This is a genomic window from Heyndrickxia sp. NPDC080065 (assembly GCF_050281185.1).
GTDB lineage: Bacteria > Bacillota > Bacilli > Bacillales > Bacillaceae_C > Heyndrickxia.
In genome coordinates, this window is sequence record NZ_JBNNWS010000006.1 from 172,228 (window position 1) to 191,486 (window position 19,259).

The 19,259-nt window shown below is 35.0% G+C and carries 22 protein-coding genes; 13 read left to right on the forward strand and 9 right to left on the reverse strand.

Going from position 1 to position 19,259, the window contains the following annotated elements:
* The first annotated feature begins 730 nt into the window (after positions 1-730).
* The 6 genes from ACQKP0_RS08845 (at position 731) to ACQKP0_RS08870 (ending at position 6,465) form a co-directional block, all read left to right on the forward strand.
* Positions 731-1,681: an ABC transporter permease gene (locus ACQKP0_RS08845; protein ID WP_427405461.1), complete on the forward strand. Its 951-nt coding sequence runs from the start codon at positions 731-733 to the stop codon at positions 1,679-1,681.
* 49 nt (positions 1,682-1,730) lie between these two features.
* Complete coding sequence (gene opp4C, locus ACQKP0_RS08850) at positions 1,731-2,636, forward strand: oligopeptide ABC transporter permease (RefSeq protein WP_427405462.1); 906 nt, start codon at positions 1,731-1,733, stop codon at positions 2,634-2,636.
* A 24-nt stretch (positions 2,637-2,660) separates the two neighbouring features.
* Entirely contained in the window at positions 2,661-3,542 is an 882-nt protein-coding gene (locus ACQKP0_RS08855) for a GNAT family N-acetyltransferase (protein ID WP_427405463.1), read from the forward strand.
* 112 nt (positions 3,543-3,654) lie between these two features.
* A complete protein-coding gene (locus ACQKP0_RS08860) occupies positions 3,655-4,572 on the forward strand; it encodes a serine hydrolase domain-containing protein (protein WP_427405464.1) in 918 nt (305 codons plus the stop codon).
* A 26-nt stretch (positions 4,573-4,598) separates the two neighbouring features.
* Positions 4,599-5,423, forward strand: a complete 825-nt coding sequence (locus ACQKP0_RS08865) for an alpha/beta fold hydrolase (RefSeq protein ID WP_427405465.1) — start codon at positions 4,599-4,601, stop codon at positions 5,421-5,423.
* Between the two features lies 1 nt (position 5,424).
* Positions 5,425-6,465 carry a dienelactone hydrolase family protein gene (locus tag ACQKP0_RS08870; RefSeq protein WP_427405466.1) on the forward strand — a complete coding sequence of 347 codons (1,041 nt, stop codon included), beginning with the start codon at positions 5,425-5,427 and terminating at the stop codon, positions 6,463-6,465.
* A gap of 155 nt (positions 6,466-6,620) precedes the next feature.
* Here the strand turns inward: ACQKP0_RS08870 and ACQKP0_RS08875 are convergent, their stop codons facing one another.
* Together ACQKP0_RS08875 and ACQKP0_RS08880 are read right to left on the reverse strand one after the other, a co-directional pair.
* Positions 6,621-6,914, reverse strand: a complete 294-nt coding sequence (locus ACQKP0_RS08875) for a DUF4190 domain-containing protein (protein ID WP_427405467.1) — start codon at positions 6,912-6,914, stop codon at positions 6,621-6,623.
* A gap of 221 nt (positions 6,915-7,135) precedes the next feature.
* Positions 7,136-7,987, reverse strand: a complete 852-nt coding sequence (locus tag ACQKP0_RS08880) for a helix-turn-helix transcriptional regulator (protein WP_427405468.1) — start codon at positions 7,985-7,987, stop codon at positions 7,136-7,138.
* 117 nt (positions 7,988-8,104) lie between these two features.
* Here ACQKP0_RS08880 and fabF point away from each other — a divergent pair, with 117 nt between their 5' ends.
* The gene (fabF, locus tag ACQKP0_RS08885) at positions 8,105-9,337 is read left to right on the forward strand and encodes a beta-ketoacyl-ACP synthase II (protein ID WP_427405469.1); all 1,233 of its coding nucleotides are present in this window, start codon (positions 8,105-8,107) and stop codon (positions 9,335-9,337) included.
* 171 nt (positions 9,338-9,508) lie between these two features.
* On the opposite strand, the gene ACQKP0_RS08890 is transcribed toward fabF, so the two are convergent.
* The 3 genes from ACQKP0_RS08890 to ACQKP0_RS08900 all read right to left on the reverse strand — a co-directional run bounded on the left by ACQKP0_RS08890 (position 9,509) and on the right by ACQKP0_RS08900 (position 12,225).
* Positions 9,509-10,771 (reverse strand): hypothetical protein, encoded by a 1,263-nt coding sequence (locus ACQKP0_RS08890; protein WP_427405470.1) that lies wholly within the window; start codon positions 10,769-10,771, stop codon positions 9,509-9,511.
* Between the two features lie 122 nt (positions 10,772-10,893).
* A complete protein-coding gene (locus ACQKP0_RS08895) occupies positions 10,894-11,496 on the reverse strand; it encodes a hypothetical protein (protein WP_427405471.1) in 603 nt (200 codons plus the stop codon).
* Between the two features lie 213 nt (positions 11,497-11,709).
* The gene (locus tag ACQKP0_RS08900; RefSeq protein WP_427405472.1) at positions 11,710-12,225 is read right to left on the reverse strand and encodes a DinB family protein; all 516 of its coding nucleotides are present in this window, start codon (positions 12,223-12,225) and stop codon (positions 11,710-11,712) included.
* 249 nt (positions 12,226-12,474) lie between these two features.
* Here ACQKP0_RS08900 and ACQKP0_RS08905 point away from each other — a divergent pair, with 249 nt between their 5' ends.
* The gene (locus ACQKP0_RS08905; protein ID WP_427405473.1) at positions 12,475-12,876 is read left to right on the forward strand and encodes a VOC family protein; all 402 of its coding nucleotides are present in this window, start codon (positions 12,475-12,477) and stop codon (positions 12,874-12,876) included.
* A gap of 190 nt (positions 12,877-13,066) precedes the next feature.
* On the opposite strand, the gene ACQKP0_RS08910 is transcribed toward ACQKP0_RS08905, so the two are convergent.
* Both ACQKP0_RS08910 and ACQKP0_RS08915 read right to left on the reverse strand, forming a co-directional pair.
* On the reverse strand, positions 13,067-13,627 hold the full coding sequence (locus ACQKP0_RS08910; protein WP_427405474.1) for a cysteine hydrolase family protein: 561 nt from the start codon (positions 13,625-13,627) through the stop codon (positions 13,067-13,069).
* A gap of 206 nt (positions 13,628-13,833) precedes the next feature.
* Positions 13,834-13,965: a hypothetical protein gene (locus tag ACQKP0_RS08915; RefSeq protein WP_427405475.1), complete on the reverse strand. Its 132-nt coding sequence runs from the start codon at positions 13,963-13,965 to the stop codon at positions 13,834-13,836.
* A gap of 248 nt (positions 13,966-14,213) precedes the next feature.
* Between ACQKP0_RS08915 and ACQKP0_RS08920 the strand changes: the two genes are divergently transcribed.
* Positions 14,214-14,939: a VC0807 family protein gene (locus ACQKP0_RS08920; protein ID WP_427405573.1), complete on the forward strand. Its 726-nt coding sequence runs from the start codon at positions 14,214-14,216 to the stop codon at positions 14,937-14,939.
* A 299-nt stretch (positions 14,940-15,238) separates the two neighbouring features.
* On the opposite strand, the gene ACQKP0_RS08925 is transcribed toward ACQKP0_RS08920, so the two are convergent.
* The gene (locus ACQKP0_RS08925) at positions 15,239-15,700 is read right to left on the reverse strand and encodes a competence protein ComK (protein ID WP_427405476.1); all 462 of its coding nucleotides are present in this window, start codon (positions 15,698-15,700) and stop codon (positions 15,239-15,241) included.
* Between the two features lie 189 nt (positions 15,701-15,889).
* On the opposite strand from ACQKP0_RS08925, the gene ACQKP0_RS08930 reads away from it, so the two are divergent.
* The 3 genes from ACQKP0_RS08930 (at position 15,890) to ACQKP0_RS08940 (ending at position 17,225) form a co-directional block, all read left to right on the forward strand.
* Positions 15,890-16,471 (forward strand): sigma-70 family RNA polymerase sigma factor, encoded by a 582-nt coding sequence (locus ACQKP0_RS08930; RefSeq protein ID WP_427405477.1) that lies wholly within the window; start codon positions 15,890-15,892, stop codon positions 16,469-16,471.
* Between the two features lie 63 nt (positions 16,472-16,534).
* Positions 16,535-16,723, forward strand: coding sequence for a hypothetical protein (locus tag ACQKP0_RS08935; protein WP_427405478.1), 189 nt, complete (start codon positions 16,535-16,537; stop codon positions 16,721-16,723).
* A 283-nt stretch (positions 16,724-17,006) separates the two neighbouring features.
* Positions 17,007-17,225, forward strand: a complete 219-nt coding sequence (locus ACQKP0_RS08940; RefSeq protein ID WP_427405479.1) for a rhodanese-like domain-containing protein — start codon at positions 17,007-17,009, stop codon at positions 17,223-17,225.
* A 227-nt stretch (positions 17,226-17,452) separates the two neighbouring features.
* Here ACQKP0_RS08940 and ACQKP0_RS08945 read toward each other — a convergent pair whose 3' ends face one another.
* Positions 17,453-17,611, reverse strand: coding sequence for a hypothetical protein (locus ACQKP0_RS08945; protein ID WP_427405480.1), 159 nt, complete (start codon positions 17,609-17,611; stop codon positions 17,453-17,455).
* 767 nt (positions 17,612-18,378) lie between these two features.
* On the opposite strand from ACQKP0_RS08945, the gene ACQKP0_RS08950 reads away from it, so the two are divergent.
* Entirely contained in the window at positions 18,379-19,221 is an 843-nt protein-coding gene (locus ACQKP0_RS08950; protein WP_427405481.1) for a GGDEF domain-containing protein, read from the forward strand.
* The last annotated feature ends 38 nt before the right edge of the window (positions 19,222-19,259 follow it).

The following is a 19,259-nucleotide window of genomic DNA, read 5'->3' on the forward strand; positions in this document are numbered from 1 at the left end:
CCGGATGAACATCTACTTCAAAGAAGAGGAATGAAGTAGATGAAGCACGAAACCGGATGAACATCTACTTCAAAGAAGAGGAATGAAGTAGATGAAGCACGAAACCGGATGAACATCTACTTCAAAGAAGAGGAATGAAGTAGATGAAGCACGAAACCGGATGAACATCTACTTCAAAGAAGAGGAATGAAGTAGATGAACCACGAAACCGGGTAAACATCTACCTCAAAGAAGAGGAATGAAGTAGAAGAACCACGAAACCGGGTAAACATCTACTTCAAAGAAGAGGAATGAAGTAGAAGAACCACGAAACCGGGTAAACATCTACTTCAAAGAAGAGGAATGAAGTAGATGATGCACGAAACCGGGTAAACATCTACTTCAAAGAAGAGGAATGAAGTAGAAGAACCACGAAACCGGAAGAACATCTACCTCAAAGAAGAGGAATGAAGCACATGATGCACGAAACCGGATGAACATCTACTTCAAAGAAGAGGAATGAAGTAGATGATGTACGAAACCGGGTAAACATCTACCTCAAAGAAGAAGAATGAAGCACATGAAACAAGAAAAAGGGTAAACATGCACTTCAGGGAAGGGGCATCCCCTTCCTTTCTTAAAATAGCCAGCCTGTTGTTACACCTCTGAGTAAAAAACAGGTGCTTCGCAGGCGAGTTTTCAGAGCCATAAAAAAATATAACCAAAAGATAAAGTAAAAGGAGAAATGAATATGCTCACCTATATTTTTCGCCGTGTGTTATCAGCGATTCCCTTACTTTTTGGCATAACTATCCTTTCTTTTATTATTATTCAAGTGGCACCAGGGGATCCGATTGATATGTTGGTCGATCCTTCGGTTAGTCCGGAAGATCGCGAGAAATTTATCGAAGCATATGGGTTAAATGACCCGATGTATGTTCAATATTTTAGATGGGTTGGGAATATGATTCATGGGGATTTCGGAGAATCGATTGTAAGGAAAGGAATGCCAGTCAGTGAGTTGATTTGGAGTAGGCTTCCTAATACATTATTGCTAATGCTTATTTCTGCATTGCTTGCCATGTTGATTTCGATCCCTTTTGGCATTCTTTCTGCAACGAAGCCTTATTCGAAAATAGATTATACAGTGACAACCGCATCTTTTATTGGGTTAGCCACACCAAGTTTTTGGCTTGGATTAATTTTAATTATGGTACTTTCGGTACATCTCAACATCTTCCCAACAGGCGGTGTATCTACATTGAATGCCCCTTTTAGCATTTGGGATCGGCTGCACCATTTAATTTTGCCAGCTTTTGTTCTTGCTTCAGCAGATATGGCTGGATTAACAAGGTATACACGATCGAGTATGTTGGATGTCGTTAAACAGGATTATATTCGCACCGCTCGTGCAAAAGGATTTAAAGAAGGAAGAGTGATTTATAAACATGGGTTACGAAATGGACTTATCCCTATAATTACAATGTTTGGTCTGATGATTCCAGGTTTTATAGGAGGATCGGTTGTTGTTGAGACCGTATTTAGTTGGCCGGGACTTGGCAAATTATACGTGGATCATGCATTTATGAGGGATTATCCCGTTATTATGGCTTTAACAGTGATTACTGCTGTCTTTGTTGTCATAGGTAACTTGGTTGCAGATATCCTTTATGCCATTTTTGATCCTAGAATTGAGTATTAAAAGTAAATGTTCAAAAAAGAGCTGACAATCTTTAGGAGGGGAGAAATTCATGTCACAAACTAATTTAGTTCCTGTTAAAACAGAGTTGCTCGGGATAAAACAACAGGCTGATACAATGACAAAGATTTTTTTTCGAAAGTTTATGAAAAATAAACTGGCCGTTTTGTCCGCAATTGTCCTATTTATAATCATTTCGGCCACTATTTTCGCCCCGTTAATAGCACCGTATTCTCCTGATAAACAAAGTTTATTTGAAAAATTAAGTCCGCCAAGTGGAAAGTATATTTTTGGGGCGGATACATTTGGGCGGGACATTTTTTCCCGTTTATTATATGGTGCAAGGGTTTCTTTATTAGTCGGATTTGCCTCTGTGATCGGTTCTCTGACGATTGGCACCATTGTAGGAGCGATTTCTGGTTATTTCGGTGGTTGGTTAGATGGATTTTTTATGAGAGTCGTAGATATTATCTTATCGATTCCGCAAATTTTTCTATTAATCACGTTAGTGACGATTTTTGAGCCTGGAGTAGATAAAATTATCTTAATTTTTGCTATACTTGGGTGGACAGGAACAGCTAGGCTGGTACGTGGTGAATTTTTGTCGCTTCGTTCAAGGGAATACGTTTTGGCAGCAAAAACAATCGGAGTCAAAAGCTATAAAATTATTTTTTCTCATATCCTTCCCAATGCAATGGGACCGATCATTGTGTCTGCAACCCTTGCTGTCGGGAATGTCATTTTAGCTGAAGCCGTATTGAGTTTTCTGGGCCTAGGTATTCAACCGCCAACACCGAGTTGGGGGAATATGCTCGAGGATGCAAAAAACTTCACTATTTTAGTAAAAGCATGGTGGTATCCATTGTTTCCTGGTTTGCTTATTTTGATTACGGTACTTTGCTTTAATTTTTTAGGTGACGGTCTAAGGGATGCCACAGATCCAAGAATAAATGATTAGATGAATAGAATGAGAGGGAGAAACATGATCGAAATTAAAAGGTTGACAGATTGTACGATGGCAGAGGCAGTAAAGGCCTGGAATGTTGGTTTTGAGGGATATTATTTTGATGCAACGACCACACCAGAGAATTTTATCAAAAGGATGGTAAGTGAAGATCTATCGCCATCATTGTCAATCGTAGCATTTCAGGATAACCAACCAGTAGGAATCGTTATGAACGGTGTAAGAGAAGTGAATGGGAAAAAAATTGCCTGGAACGGCGGGACAGGAGTTGCCACGGAAGTTAGGAGCAAAGGGGTAGGGAAATTATTAATGGAGTCAACACTCTCTATTCTAAAAGAAGAAGGAATAAATATCGCCACCTTAGAAGCAATTAGTGATAACAGTAAAGCCATTTCACTGTATGAAAACAGGGGCTATTCCATCGTTGATGATTTAGAGTATCTGGGTCTTAAAGGATCGTTACAACAAAATCCGCTAAATTATTCCCAAGGAAATGATTTTGTCGAACGAGCAGCACCCCAGCAAATAGGCCATCTTCCGTTTTATAAAGACATGAATCCATGGCAAACACAATGGCAAAGTGCAAAAGATGGTGAAGGGATTATCGTAAAAGATGCTAATGGCAATGAGCTTGGTTACGCTTATTATCGCAAGACATTTAATTCTGAAGGGATTCATGTAGGTACCACTTTGTTTCAGTGTGAGGCGAAACCAGATCGAACAGATGCTGAAGAAATCATTTGTTTTATGTTAGGTGAGATTTTTGGCGATTTCAAGGATGATATCAATCGAACGATTCCTAATTTACCGATTACCAAAAGCAAATTAACCTATACGATTTTAAAAAGAATTGGTTTTGAACCGATAGCGAAGCAGGTTTATATGGTGAAAGAGCTTTAAATAAACAAACGCTGTATGGTCTGCGTTCAACCAGTTTTACTACGTAAAGAAAACGTTTCACGCATCCCATACAGCTGATTTTAAAAAAAGAAACGAACAAAGGAGATATCTTTTGAAATCTGAATTACTGAATCAGTTGGAACAAGAAATAAAAAAAGTGAAGATTGCTTCTTGTCTTATTCATCATGAAAATGAAATGGTTTTTCAATACTTCAAAAACAAAAAAATGGAAAATAAATTATTTCAAATGCATTCTGTGACAAAAAGTGTGATATCGATTCTAATGGGTATTGCGATTGATAAAGGAAAAATCGATAGTATAAAAGCTCCGATTTCAAATTATTTATCAAATGTTCCAGAAGATAAGAGAAATATTACAATGGAACATTTATTAACGATGACACCTGGGTATGAATGGGGAGAATTTGGAGAATGGGGTGGACGGCCATTTCCGATGATCAACAGTAAAAATTGGGTGAAGTTTGTCCTTGAGAAGAACATGGAAACCGAACCAGGCATGAAAATGGCTTATAATTCGGGGGCCTCTCATTTATTAAGTGCCATCCTACAAAAGGCGGCAAATGATAAATCTTCTGCGTATGCTGAGAAAGAGCTTTTTAAACCTTTAGGCATAACAGATTATCGTTGGTATGAGGATTCTAAAGGAATTTCAATTGGCGGATTTGGTTTATGTTTAAAATCGAAGGATATGTTAAAAATCGGGATAATGATGCTGGAAAGAGGGGGATGGTCAAATAAGCAGCTCGTCTCTGACGAATGGGTATCTAGTTCAACAACGGCTAAATATCATACTTATGATCATATAGGCTCATATGGATACCATTGGTGGGTATTGACTGATGAAAGCCCGAATATATTTTTCGCGATGGGTTTTGGTGGGCAATATATCATCGTGTCTCCTTCGCATAAATTAGTCGTTGTGTTTACTAGTGAATTATACAACGATACATTTTTTCCGTTACACATTTTTAGAAAACATATTTTACAGGCCATTGAGCTGAGCAGATAAGTTTAAAAAGAAAGCAGGTGCACAATATGTTCGTCGAAAAATATATGAAGCTCAGAAACTTAAACATTTTTACAAAGAAATATGGAAATGGAACACCGTTACTATTTTTGCATGGGGGGCCAGGAGGAGAGCACCGCTATTTTCTGCCCCATTTGCAAGAACTCTCGGATAGATTTCAATTAATCTTCTATGATCAAAGAGGTTGTGGATTATCTGAGGAGCCACAGGATAAAAATTATACAATGGATGAAGAAGTAGAGACTTTGGAAGCTTTAAGAGTAGAGTTAGGGATTGAAAAGGTAAATTTAATCGGTGAGTCTTGGGGGTCTATGTTAGCTCTGCTTTATGCCTGTAAATATCCCCAACATGTGAATAAAATCTTTTTAACCGCCGCAGTCGGAGCAGTTATCGATGGATATTTGAATTTCGAAAAAGAGCTTTTGAGTAGAATGACAGAAAAAGATAAACATGAGCTTGAGGAGTTAACACCAAAATTAGAACATGGGGAAGTAAGTGTGAACGAGATCTTCCGCATCATTGATCCCTACTACCTTTTTTCCTCCAAGAATCTGCACAAGAAGACCCCTACGAAAAGCAATGCGGAAGTAAATAGAATCATGGGAAACGATATCGTAAATCATTATGATTTATCCGGAAAAATGGATCAATTGTCTGAGATACCAATCCTTGTTGCTCAAGGTGACCATGACATGATTACTCCGGAAAAATTGCCGGATCTACTACTAAAGTTTATCCCTCATGCACAGTTAAAAGTTATTAAAGACTGTGGGCATTGGTCAGTCATTGAAAAACCTGATGTGCTTCAGGAATATATAACGGAATTTTTTTAAGATGAGAATAGGCAGAATGGTAAAAGAAGTGACAAATATAAAAGAGGATAGAAAATTTATGATTAGTATTTTTTATCCTGTCGATATCGAATGGAAAACAGAACATCATCCCACTTTTTTAGATTTATTTTTCCCGTATATCGATGAAGCAGTAAACATTTTTAAAGTGATGGGAGCAGAAGAAAGTCAACTAAGAAGTATTAAGACGAACTGCTATAATGATGCACCTATTTCAAAAAATGTGAAGAATAGCCCCGTTATTATTTACTCACCTGGGATCGGTGTGGATCGGGATATGTATCTTTATAATATTAAAAAACTTGTTCACGAAGGATATATTGTAATTACTGTTGGACCAACATATGACACGCTTTTTACAGTATTTCCGAGTAGAGGGATCGTGTACCAGAACGAAAAGGTACAAAATATAGCAGCAACAGATTTTACATCCCTAAAAAGTCTTATGGAAATTAGAATAAATGATATTACTTGTTTACTAGATAGTCTATCCGACATGTTTTCAAAAGATAGGGTGGATTTGCATAGAATAGGAGTAATCGGACATTCATTAGGCGGTGCGACAATTTTTGAACTTGCCAAAAATGATAAAAGAATAAAGGCAGGAATCATTTTAGATGGAAGCCTACATCTACTTTCGCACGAAAAGGATGTGTGGACACCTTTTCTATCGATTAGACAACATCAATCAACCTATCAGCAAATGAGAGAAATCTGGAGTGAAGAGGTTGCCCAAGCATATTGTGAAGGTCAAAAGTTATTATATGATCGATTAACTGGAAATAAATTATTTGTGAATGTCACAGACTCTGATCATATGTCGTTTACAGATGTTCCATTTATTTTTAGCAACAATGCAGATAAGTCGGTAGAAAGAATTCATCATGTGGTTAATGAATTGGTTGTAGGTTTTTTTGATGAGTTTCTTGCATATAAAAATAGTGATTTTAGCCATCTAGTAAATGATAAATCGACGGATTCTAGATTTTCTATTATTGATAGGGAAGGGAAAATTGAGAAATAGCTGGAGGCATGCGAAGAGGTAGCTTAGTTACCGGAGTGCATGCCTTATCTAATAAAGGGGCAGTGAATATTATTTTCTACCCAACGGTTGTTTAAAAAGTACTAACCGAATGAAAAAAAAGAAAGATGCTGTCGAAGCAACATCTTGTTTACCTCTTAAATAAAAATAAATTGTAATTCGAACCTTACGTTAGTGTACAAATACAAAGATAGAATAACTAAAAATATCCAGACAGAATGAATGATGATTCCTATTATGCTACAAATAAATCCGGAAGTTGCGAGTCCTCTGCCATTTTCATTTGTTTCCTCAATTTCTTTTATACTTATTCTAGAAATTACTAGTCCGATAACACCAAGTAACAGTCCAATAATAGGTATAATAATTGAAAGAATTCCAAGCGTTAACGAAATCACCGATTTGCTATTTGTCTGTGCTTTTTCAACCATTTATACGCCCTCCTCGTCATAAATATGAATAAATAAATGTTCTATAATCGATTAGATCAGCCCCCGTTTAGTTCAACAACTTATTTGAAAGCATCCTGTATCATGTTCCATTAATTATATTAAATTCCACTTATATTACAATTTTTCCTTCTTGCGCTAACCTTCCTGTTACAAAAGAAAAAAACTGATGATCCGCAATAGACCATCAGTTTTAAACTTTATTATGAATTCTTTTCCGTTTTTTCCATCAATCTCTTTAATTTCTCTTCAGTAGCTGATTCTTCTACTGAAGTATAAATGCTGCACCATAAATCAACATTCCCTTGAACTTGTAAGGAAGTTAAATTAAAAAGCATTTTTCCTGCTTTGGCATGTCTAAATTCGATTAGTAATTCCGGGGCAGTACTGACCTCGTTTTCTTGCCATAATGTCTGAAATTCTGGATAAAGATGAATCATTTCTTCGAGAAATTGTTCATACCATTCATCGCCTACATATTGTCCATAATATGCTCGAAAAATGGAAAGAAAACCTTTGACAAAATGCTCCCAGTTTACGGCTAACGCCCTTAGTTCTTTTCTTGCAAAGACTAATCGAATCAAATTTCTCTGCTCAATAGGAATCTGTTCAAAGTCCAAGAAAACATGCGCTGCCGCACGATTCCAACCAACTATTTGAAAATGACGATCCGTGATAAGTGTTGGACAATATTTGAGTTCAGATAAAATTTTTTCTAAAGAAGATGGAAGTTTCTTCTGAATGATTTCTTGCTGAGGAACATTAGGATTTACTTCAAAAGCTAGATCGTGCAGGTACTTCCGTTCATCATTATTTAACTGAAGAGCTGCTGCAATAGAATCTAATACGGAAGAGGAGACGCTAATATCCCGTCCTTGTTCTAACCATGTATACCAAGTCGTACTCACGCCTGCCATGTGAGCGACTTCCTCTCTTCTCAGGCCAGGTGTTCTCCGTCTAGTTCCCGTCGGTAATCCAACAGATTGTGGTTTAATATTTGCACGCTTTGACTTTAAAAATGCTGAGAGTGCTTCTAATCTATTTTTATTATTCATATTTCACACCCTTTGATCAATCATCCTATTACTAATTATACTATTATAAACTACAACTTGTAATAGGATAACCTCCGTGTAAAAATATAGAAAAATGTTATTAAGGAGGATTCAATAATGGAAAGAGTTGTTATTACAGGGATGGGAGTCGTCTCTCCATTAGGGAGCAACGTTGAAAAACTTTGGGGAAATTTGATTAAAGGTAAATCAGGAATTTCTTCAATTGATACATTTGATGTGAGCAAACATAAAACAAAAATTGCTGGTCTTGTTCGCGATTTTAACGCTGAAGAGGTTCTTGACCATAAGGAGGCGCGTTTAGATCGATTCTGTCAATTTGCTTTATATGCAGCAGAGCAAGCTTGGAAAGACTCCTCTCTAAATCTTAATGATATCGACCCGGAAAGGTTTAGTGTATATGTTGGGTCAGGAACAGGTGGAATTGAAACATTAATTAGAAATGCTGATGTCCTTCGAGAAAGAGGTCCAGGAAGGGTAAGTCCAACTTTGGTCCCTTCGATGATTTCAAACGCAGCTTCTGCACAAATCAGTATGAAATATGGGGCAATGGGACCTTCAATGTCACCCGTTTCTGCTTGTGCAATCGGGAACACAGCAATTGGAGAGGCATTCAGACTTATTCGTTCCGGAGTAGTAGATATTGCATTTGCAGGTGGAACAGAAGCGGCTGTAACTGATTTATCCTTAGCTAGTTTCGGAAATGCTAAAGCACTTTCTACAAGAAATGATGATCCATCAAAAGCAAGTCGTCCATTTGATGTAAACCGGGATGGATTCGTCATGTCAGAAGGAGCGGGAATTTTAATTCTCGAGTCATTGTCTCAGGCATTACGCAGAAATGCACGAATCTACGCTGAGGTCATAGGGTATGGTGCAAGTTCCGATGCCTACCATATGGTTGCTACACATCCAGAAGGGAAGGGGGCATATCTTGCAATGAAAAGCGCAATAAATGATGCTTCCATTTCGACTGAGGATGTAAATGTGATTAGTGCACATGCAACAAGCACCCTGCCAGGTGACATATCCGAGACACTCGCTATTAAAAATTTATTTGGTCCTCTTGCACACAGTATTCCAGTGACAGCTAATAAGTCAATGACAGGTCATTTATTAGGTGCATCCGGTGGTGTTGAGGCGATTGCATTAATCAAAAGTATCCAAAATGGCATCATTCCCCCAACCATTAATTTGGAACAACCAGACCAATTATGTGATTTAGATTATGTACCGGATGCAGCACGACAAGCAAATCTAAAAATAGGATTATCCAATTCTTTTGGTTTTGGCGGTCATAATGCGGTCATTGTATTGAAAAAATATGAATAGTTTCTTGAGGATTTGATTTTGAATTGAAAATGTCCTTTATTATAGAGTGAGGAAGATTTTAAAATCGTCCTCCTCTTAATTTAATGTAGGTCATTTTGCTGATATAGCTAATACCTATATCTATACAAAAAGAGACATTCATGTTTTCCATCAATGTCTCTTTTCTACTATTTATGGGGCGGTGGTTCCACTACACTTCTCTAAAATTGCCTCTTTTTCTTTCTGCGCATACACTTTACGGTTATTGATAAATGTATCGATTAATCCGTTTACCAGTGTGAGTTGTGTGGCAAATGATTTGTCGTCTTCTTGTGTAGATAACTTCTGTAATCTATCATACGCTTCTTCTACCACTTTATAGTTTTTTGTACGATAGTCTTGTAATTTATAAAAGTAACTCCATGCAACACGATCAAGTTCACCAAACGATACTCCTTTTTCATGCAGCAACTTCCTTAAGTCGTCTGCATCATTCTCATCTGCGGTTGAATCGAGTTGTAACTTCTCTTTCAACATGTTCATTTCATCATAATGCTTCATATAATGATCAAATTTACGTTCTCTTCCTATTTCAATTACTTTATCCGCTACTTCATCTAAATTTTCACCCCAATATTCTATTAATCTATTTGATAAATCTTCTAATTTTGTACCTATTATTTGAACATCATTATGATACAATTTTGCTATCGAAGATGGTGATGGTAAATTTTCTATCTTTTTTTGAAGAGAGAGTACTTGCTTTTTCACATCTTCATTGCTTTTATTAAGCGACACTAAATTACTATCAATTTTCTTTAATTCTGCATCATATTTACTTGGTGTTGTAGTCAATAGTTCATTAATTCGATTTCTCATTTTTTGTATAGTAGTTTTAACATAATCATACCCATCAAATAACCTATCAGTCTCATTAGTTAAAAACAGCTTTGCCATATTTAATTCAACTTCCGCCTTTTTCTTTTTCCCAATACTTGCTACCTCTGATTTTGTTTTGCCAATCTCTGTTTTTAATGCGACTAATTGCTTCTTTAAAGACGAAGATGTTTTCCCTAATGTAGCATCTTTTTTAGTATTTTTCTGAGCCTTCACGTCTTTTTCAAATTTACTTACCTTACTAGATAACGCAGCATTTGTTTTACCTTGCTTTACTGCTTTCGCTTCTAAAGAAGATAATGTACTATCATACTTTGTTTTCCCTAATTCTTTGTATCCAATTAATTCTCTTTTTATTCCGTTAATTGAAGAAGTATTAGAGGATAGAATACTACGATATTCTTTGATTTGTTTTGTATATTTTGCTTTCATTGCACTTACAGATTTCGAATAACTTGAGGCATGTGCTGTTGCCGCCTGCGTTTGAACAATCATACCAAAACCACTTAGTAACATGACAGACAATGCTAATCTAACTACGAATTTAAAACCTTTCACGTCACATCTCTCCTTTTTAATTTAAAATAACGTCTATCTAACATTTTAATTAGAATACTCATTTTTTAGAGAGGTTGTTCAATTATGTGGCTCTATAATGAACTACTATTTATTAAATCTACTTATTTTTTACTCCAAATATTTTTATAAAGGTCTGTAACCGTTAATTTCACTATGCCTGTTTCATGAAGTGAGACTTCTTTCATTTCATAAGACTCGGACGGAAAAATATAGAAAGCAAAATCATCTCCATCTTTATAGTTTAACCCACTTGTACCAAATAATGAGCAATTATAGACTTTACTATGATATTCAGCTTTCATTTTGGCAGACATACTATATGTAAAAGAATTTTCGTCTACCGTTTCATGATGAACTCCACTGATTAAAGAAGCACCCGTTAATGAATAATGTCCACTGGACCTAAAACCAATTCGATATCCTCCAGAATTTACACTGCCTGTATTATCAATCCAGGATACATAAATCCTATGGGTTCCATCATTGTATAACTCTTTTCCGATATTACTTTTTAAATTAGACAGGTCAATAGAAATTGAATATTTTCCTTTTAAAATATGACCTTTTGCATCTGTATATTCTTTTGTGTTATTCGCAATATAAGATATGCCATTAGTCCATAAACCAAGTAAGCCTGTTAGCCAAAAAACTAATATAATGATAGCAATCATGATAAGAGAAAGTTTTATTGCATTGTTTTTCAACTTAACATCAACCTCCTTCCAATATTAAGTCTATTCAATTCTTCTACCTAAATTTCCTTTTGATTGAGTAAAAAAAGGAAACAAAAATGATCACCTAATTGAAAAAAATAGTACATATATCAATGCTTATTCAAGTAAACGGGCCACATTTATGAAAAAAAGAACACGAATTCCTTCAGAATTGCGTCCGATTGCCGAATAAAGCTAGTCCATTTAACTTTTTAATTTCCTAAGTAATTGGAAAATCTGCCCCCTATGGTGTGATTCATGTTCAATTAAATGATAAACAACCCACTCAGGTGTGACGTCATAATGTTCAAGTACCCTCGGCTTACGCCAATCAATTAGGTCCATTGAACGAAAGTGGGAAAGAAATACTTCACGAACTTTATTAAGTCGATAAAAATGTTCTTCCAAACTTTGTCCCTCAATGTGGATTAAAGAGCCATCTTCTGAACGGTGTTCTAACGGAAACAAAGAGAGAATTTCGGGATCCCATTCAGTACCAAGGACTTCTACATATAACCAATCCGCCTCAATCAAGGCAATGTGATATAAAAGCGAGCCAATCGATTGTCTTTCATCAATTTTTGTGTCGAGTATACGTTGGCTGAGTCCAGTTAATTCAGTTATAAGAGTACGGCGGACATCTTCTAAACACCACAGCCATCGGCCAATTTCTTCTTCATATCCTGGTAATGACGATACTAGTAAAGATCTTCTCTTCAATGGAGTATCCTCCTCTTATTAAACTATTAAAAATGGATGTTTTGTTCCTTTAAGTAAAAAGTTTTTCGTTTATTAATATGTCGTTCGATTTTAATAAGCTATTGTATATTGTTTTCGTAATGCTAAAATAACCGCTTTTGATTTATCTTACTATTCTGATAGCTTTCTACCTTTTTTTTAAAATCAGAAGGATTTTCAACATAAGTACAGAAAAAATAATATTAATAAATATAAGGAGGTATCCTGACTATGTCTAACTTCATCTCTCATATAGCTACTGTTGAAATCCCTGTTACAAACCTTAATAAATCTATTGAATTTTATATTGACATTCTTGGTGTTGAGGTAGAATTTAAAGGTGATAAGGCGGCAATGCTCACCTTTAGTGCAAAGGGAGTACCAACTCTGTACTTGGTTGAAACCGAAGAACATAAGAGTATTTCTTTTATCAATACAAATAATGGTATTGAACATAGTGTAATTGACTTCTATACTCCTAATTTAAATGAATTCTATAATTGGCTTATCGACAAAGAAATTGAAGTCGGAACCCTAAATGTAAATAATGAAAATGGTTTAGGTGGGTTCGGATTTAAAGATCCCGATGGAAATTTATTAAGTGCTTGCAATATCCTTCAACAAAACCAATAAATACTTAAGTAGCTGTCCACCAACTATTGGTGGATTTTTTGTACTGCACATAATCTGTCCATTAAGTATCACTATGCAATCTTATTTTTTTTAATCCACTATGATAAAAAAAGACACGATTCCTTGTACAAGGATCGCACCCGATTGCTGTTAAATAAAAGCGGCACATTTTAGTTCCGCTTTTAGCTTTCTATTCCCTATATGAGTCATGAGTCGGACGAAATAAGTCTTCCTCTGCATTTCTGACAACTGAAAAGTGTTCAACATTGTAATGGCCATGAAGAGTCCGATTATGATGCTTTATGATTTGTTCTGCACTTAAAACATCATTGTCTGTTGTTGAATGCCCATCACCAACTAATGTTACATCCAAACCACTAATAGTGGCTGTTCTAACTACACTATCTATACAGTGCTGTGTTTTACAGCCCATAACAACAAGATGTTCAATCTGTTGAGATCGCAAATGATTTAGAAGACCTGTTTCATGAAAGGAATTCGTTGCAGATTTATCGAAAATCACTGCCTCATTAGGTACATGAATTTCATTATGAATTTGAAATCCTGGACCTTTACCTTCAGCAACATCAAGATCCCTTACAAACACAATTGGAACAGCTGATTCTTTTGCTTTTTCAATCACTTGATTGATATTCTGAATAAGCTGCTCTTTATTAAAAACCGCACTTTCTTTTTGATTCCCATCAATTAATTCTTGTTGTGCATCAATAATTAATAATGTTTGCTTCAAATGATTTTCCCCTTTCAAATATGGGGAAACGCTATAAAATTTAATTAGTTAGACGGTTTCCCCTGATAATTTTTCACGTTAACATTGCTTTTGTTTGTCATAATATCTACCCCCTAGACCAATATTGTCTATAAATTAGTTTTTATAATCTTTAGACGATTTAATTTTAACACATTTACAAAAACGCCTCCATCTGTTGAAAAATTTTATCGATGTTTTTCTTTTATTTGCTTTAATAATTCAATTATTTCTTCATTTTGTTTATAATTTTTTCTAAGTTGTATTTCTATTGATAAAAGAGTAATAACTATAAAAATAAAACCAATAATTATTATCAATATTATTCCTCCCACACCCATTTTTTTATTCTACTATCCAGTACAATAAATTAAGACATATATAATCTTATTCAGCTATTCTTCCAATAATCCTTCCTGACCAAATAAGCTAATTCACCTTTTGTGAAGAAAAAAAGTCCACAGTAATTATAAATAGTTTGAAAAATAAGTGGAGGTTTGTTAGCTCGTTCTTTTTATTGAGACTGGTCCATATATATTGAATAACTGAGGAAGGTACGGTGGAAAATATGAGGACAACCTTAATGCTGATAGTAGATTTTGTACTGTTTTTTATCTTCCCTTTGGTATTTTGGGAGCTTTGTCGTGAGATTGCAGGGGACTATCCTGCTATGATTCTTAGCATCCTACCGGGAATCTTTTATAGTTTGTACCGATTCAAAAATATTTCAAGGCTTAATTATACGGGAATATGGGTCATCCTGAATTTAATCGCAGGTCTATTGGTGGATATTCTGTCTGGGTCTGCCTTACAGCTGTTATGGAATAATGTTTTTTACTCAGCCGCCTTATTATTTATATATTCTATAAGCGTCGCAGCTAAAAAACCGCTTTATTTATACTTTACATTGGATCTGATGGAGATGAGTGGATATGACAGAAAAGTAACAAAAGAGATGTTTTTTGAAAAGAAGACATACAAGCTTTTTCAGCTAATAACGCTAATATACTGTGCGAACGAACTGATATATATTGTATGTTTATCCAAATGGATCAAGAAATATGGGGTAGAGGCATACCGCCTTGATATTATACTGGATAGTTGCCTTAATATCATGTTGTCGACTGCTTCGCTGGCAGCCTTCTTCTTTATCCATCAGGCGGTGAACGAAATAACTTTGGTTGAAAAAATGACTAAAGCAAACCCAAGAAGAAAATTGCCTTCGATATCATCTCATTGGACTTTCTTTCATTTTGAACGGGCTTACTTTTATTTTAGTAACCATAAGAGGTAGTGTTGAATTTTAATTAACGGATAGTGAGATGTTCCGCTATTTATTTTGAGACCAGGGTAATGGTGGTCTCTTATTTTTTAGCCTTGTGGTGCGCTAAGTTACACTTGTCGTGTAAATCTTTAATATGTATTTCTGAGCTCCTAGGTGAATTCCTTAGGAGCTCTTATCGTGGTAGATCATCTGTCTCCATCTGCTCTTTTTTATACTACCTTACTTTTTAATCCGGATTTTCATATATACACCATATATAAAGAGAAAAAATAATTATTTGTAAAAATTTTTAATGTAGGGTGAGATTATCATGACTTTGCTAAGTTGGAAAAGTGAAGTAAAGAATTGCGAGAGCGTTCTAGTTGTTTTATGAAAGATTTAATGGAACAGTTTAATTCAATTGACAGACCGTTATTAAATAAAATATGTATTTGACCTGATTCCTTTATGTAATCTTGTATATGATCTGGAAAGATCCATTTGCAATGATAATCCTTAGGAGATTTTGTCGGAATTGCATATAACATGTCTATTGGGCAGATGACTAACGGAGTTTTTTTAGAATAGGGAAATGCCTTCCGAACAGCGTTGATTCTTCCTTGGTAGTCGGTACACCTTAATTCACAAGCATGATTTAATATTTGTTTGATTGTCTGTTTGCTGTAAAAAATTCCATTCACATCATAGATTTTCACATTGAAGTATGGGTGGATAGCTTCCTCAAGTGCCATCGTGGTGTGCGAAATAATGTAATTTTTTACCTCTTTCATCCATAAATTCCTCCTATTTTACAATATAGGTCTATTATACTATTCATTTCCAAAATACGCCATAATTTTATTGATATTTTCATAATTTTTAAATTTATTAAAAGTTTGTTGATTTTAGGCGTTTTGTGTTTTGAAAAAGGCTGATTAACAACCTCTATTGATCTTTTTTGATGAATTTTTTGGTTGAAAATGGATTTATTGATCCTCGCCATACTACTAAATTCAAGCTATTTTAAAACCAACCCGGGAATAAAAGGAAGTGCGCACTCATCCGGAAAGGTTTTCGAATTGGATAATTTTCACGAAACAGTCGAAAAGTTTGAACCGATGATCCATCAAATTATTCACTCCTTGCACATTTATAAAAACTATGACGAATTCTATCAAATTGGTCTGATTGCTCTTTGGGAGGCAAGTGTGAAATTTGTCGAGGGGAAAGGGATTTTTTCCAGCTATGCCTACGCCACGATTAAAGGGCGAATGCTGACTGAATTGGCAAAAGCGAAAAAGCGCGAGGAAAGAAACGCCTATCCAGAAGAGGGGTTCTGGGAATATCGAAAAGACCCTGTAGCGGAAGAACCATTGGAGCTAGCAATCTTGCTCTCTTATTGTGACCAGCTCAAACTTAAAGAAAAAAAATGGGTCATCATGACCTTCTATTTCGGCATGAACACCAAAGAAATCGCCGACAAAGAAAAAGTATCCCCCTCCGCCGTAAAAAAATGGCGAAACGGCGCAATGGACAAACTACGAATGAATAAAGGTGAATAAATGGTGTCAGGCACCCTTCATAGACATTTGATGTTTTTTTCCTCCTGGTATGGACAGTTTTGAATGAAAAATCACACATATGTTCAAAACTGTCCACAGGGAGAAGAAAAAAGAGTTAAATGTCCACAAGCGGTGCCTGACACCAAAAAGTTTGGTCCTATTTGCGCGATATTTGGCCGGGATCGCATAAAACTTGATGTGAATTGCACGAAAACAGGCTCGAATCCACGAAATCGCAGACCAATTATTTGAGAATAAGGACCATTAAAATAAGAATCCGGTCCCATTTCTTTCGAATCTATAGTCACGAAAATAACAAGGAGGGACATAAATAATAGGATCGTATCACTACTTTGCAAGTTGCAATACAGAAGTCAAAAGGAGATACTACATATAAATCTTAATATAGAAAAAGGTGGCGAGCTCGTTTGGATATTAAAAAAATCACCCCAAAAGAATTAGATGATCGATTAAAAACAGTGAAAAAATACTCATTCTGGATGTAAGAGCAGAGGAAAAATTCAAGGAATATCATTTGGAAAATGCCAAACATATTCCTAAAACAGTCATCTTTGACATGGAAGGTAAGGAAAATAATAATGATTTGCCTCTTCCTAAGCATGAGGAAATCGTTGTCACATGCACTACCGGGAACTCAGCCATGAAGTGTGCTTCGATTTTAGCGGAAAAAGACTATAAAGTTACTGTTTTAGCAGGTGGATTAACCGCATGGAAAGAGTACTTGAAAGATTGATGAATATGATTTGATACTAAAATATAGAGGGCAACCTCTTCAAAACTGAGGTTGCTAATTTTTATTAAATTGAACTTTCGAAAAAATAGATAAACTATCCACAAGAATACCCACAATATCCACAAATAAAAGGACATATTCACAAAAAATTCTTATTTATCAACAAAAATAGAAAAAATCAATTATTAATTGTGGATATATACTGTTATCAACATCCTCATGTATTTCTACTCTTCTCTACAATCCTCATGAACATTTTCATTCAAATAAGAATTTTCCTTGCTGGCAAAGTTCACAGACAACAGACTCATCTCTGGATCGATTCCATAAAGTCCATTCATTAATTTTTCCTCATGTTTCTTGCTTCCAGCCTTATTCTCCTTCATTGCTTAATCCCCTTTCTTCTATAAAGTTGTTTGTTATGATTTACAAGTTTTCAATTATCTATCCACAAAAATATATTGAAAGAAGATATCATTAACATGTGCTAAATAACATAGGCTAAATTTTTTGAATATCCACAAGATTACACCGATTATCCACATTAATAACAGGTTATCCACGAAAAAATGTTAAAAATCCACAAATTATCCACAAACGTAGTTCTTAAAACGATAATATATCAACATTTCGGCCCTGTTGGATCATTATTGACTATAAAATTCAAACGCCAGTTTAAATTTTTTGATATTGGCAAAATATTTTCGTCCCACACCTTCTTGGTTAATCGACAATTGTAGCATTACTTTTCAGTATCTTGCCATTGATAAAACTTATTATTTGGATACTAAATTATTGGGTAAATATTTAAGACAAAGCGAACTAAAACGATCCTTATTTCAGAAGATATATCAATTAATTTCTCGAATATCGGTGAAAAATATTGTATTATAGGAAAATATTCACGCTACCCGCGAGAAAATTATAGGTATTTAGAACTATATTTTTATTCGCATGTTAGTAAAGGGGTAATTTTTCCATTTGTTACTGAAGTTTTTTTCTGTAGAATGGCGAATACAGGGAACCCTCGTTAGGAAAATGAGGAGAATTAATCAGGATTTTAAATATTACCGGGCTGTCGTTTTTACACACCAATAAAAGAATACGGAGAAAAACAATCAAGAGTTTAAATCGAATTTTGAAGAGGTGTAAAGTGGAAGTAAGAAAAAAATATTTATTTTGGTTACTGATAATAATTTTAACAATTACACCAATTATTATAAACTTTAATTTAAAAGAAGAATTGCAAAGACTTTCTACATTTTTTTGGTCACTATATCTTATTCCTAACATTTTAATTATGATTAAGTATCCAAAATGGAAAGTTATTATTGGAACAGCATTTTTCTACAGCTTTTTGAAGTATACCAATCATATTATTGAGGAAGGTCTCACCAGCAAAATTGAGTTGATTGCACTTATTTTAGATTCGTTTGTTAATGGGACTATTCTCTTAACGGTAGGTTCCTTTCGAATAAAATATTATAAATTATTGAAGCAGATGCAGAAACTTAGCATCATTGATTCATTAACTGGATTATATAATCGAAGATATTTTGATATATATATGGAAAAAACGATTCCGTTTAGTCAAAGGGTAAAGAGTCCTTTGATTCTTATCATATTAGATATAGACCACTTCAAAATGGTAAATGACAATAATGGTCATCTATGCGGGGATGAAGCTCTTAAACATATTTCAGAAATTATTAAACATAATGTAAGAAACTCAGATGCGTATGTTCGTTTTGGGGGGGAAGAATTCGCGATTATTTCTTCAAATACCAATTTAGATGAAGGTCAAATAATAGCTGACCGTATTCGTGAGGCTGTTGAGCAATCATATTTTACTTATAAAAATGAACATATTCATATCACGATCAGTATAGGGGTAGCATTGTACGATGGAGGAAAATTAGAGGAATTTATCGAAAAGGCTGATCAAGCATTATACAGAGCGAAGGAAAATGGAAGAAACCAAGTAGTTAGTTTTTGATATTGATTAAAACGCTCCAATTATCGCTTTTAAAATCA

Excerpts from the sequence above, each read along its gene's own strand:
- ACQKP0_RS08945 (WP_427405480.1), bottom strand. The coding sequence starts at position 17,611 with ATGAAGGAGAATAAGGCTGGAAGCAAGAAACATGAGGAAAAATTAATG.
- opp4C (WP_427405462.1), top strand. The coding sequence starts at position 1,731 with ATGTCACAAACTAATTTAGTTCCTGTTAAAACAGAGTTGCTCGGGATA.
- ACQKP0_RS08870 (WP_427405466.1), top strand. The coding sequence starts at position 5,425 with ATGAGAATAGGCAGAATGGTAAAAGAAGTGACAAATATAAAAGAGGAT.
- ACQKP0_RS08855 (WP_427405463.1), top strand. The coding sequence starts at position 2,661 with ATGATCGAAATTAAAAGGTTGACAGATTGTACGATGGCAGAGGCAGTA.
- ACQKP0_RS08935 (WP_427405478.1), top strand. The coding sequence starts at position 16,535 with ATGAAAAATCACACATATGTTCAAAACTGTCCACAGGGAGAAGAAAAA.
- fabF (WP_427405469.1), top strand. The coding sequence starts at position 8,105 with ATGGAAAGAGTTGTTATTACAGGGATGGGAGTCGTCTCTCCATTAGGG.
- ACQKP0_RS08905 (WP_427405473.1), top strand. The coding sequence starts at position 12,475 with ATGTCTAACTTCATCTCTCATATAGCTACTGTTGAAATCCCTGTTACA.
- ACQKP0_RS08925 (WP_427405476.1), bottom strand. The coding sequence starts at position 15,700 with ATGAAAGAGGTAAAAAATTACATTATTTCGCACACCACGATGGCACTT.
- ACQKP0_RS08880 (WP_427405468.1), bottom strand. The coding sequence starts at position 7,987 with ATGAATAATAAAAATAGATTAGAAGCACTCTCAGCATTTTTAAAGTCA.
- ACQKP0_RS08845 (WP_427405461.1), top strand. The coding sequence starts at position 731 with ATGCTCACCTATATTTTTCGCCGTGTGTTATCAGCGATTCCCTTACTT.
- ACQKP0_RS08920 (WP_427405573.1), top strand. The coding sequence starts at position 14,214 with ATGAGGACAACCTTAATGCTGATAGTAGATTTTGTACTGTTTTTTATC.
- ACQKP0_RS08875 (WP_427405467.1), bottom strand. The coding sequence starts at position 6,914 with ATGGTTGAAAAAGCACAGACAAATAGCAAATCGGTGATTTCGTTAACG.
- ACQKP0_RS08930 (WP_427405477.1), top strand. The coding sequence starts at position 15,890 with ATGGATTTATTGATCCTCGCCATACTACTAAATTCAAGCTATTTTAAA.
- ACQKP0_RS08865 (WP_427405465.1), top strand. The coding sequence starts at position 4,599 with ATGTTCGTCGAAAAATATATGAAGCTCAGAAACTTAAACATTTTTACA.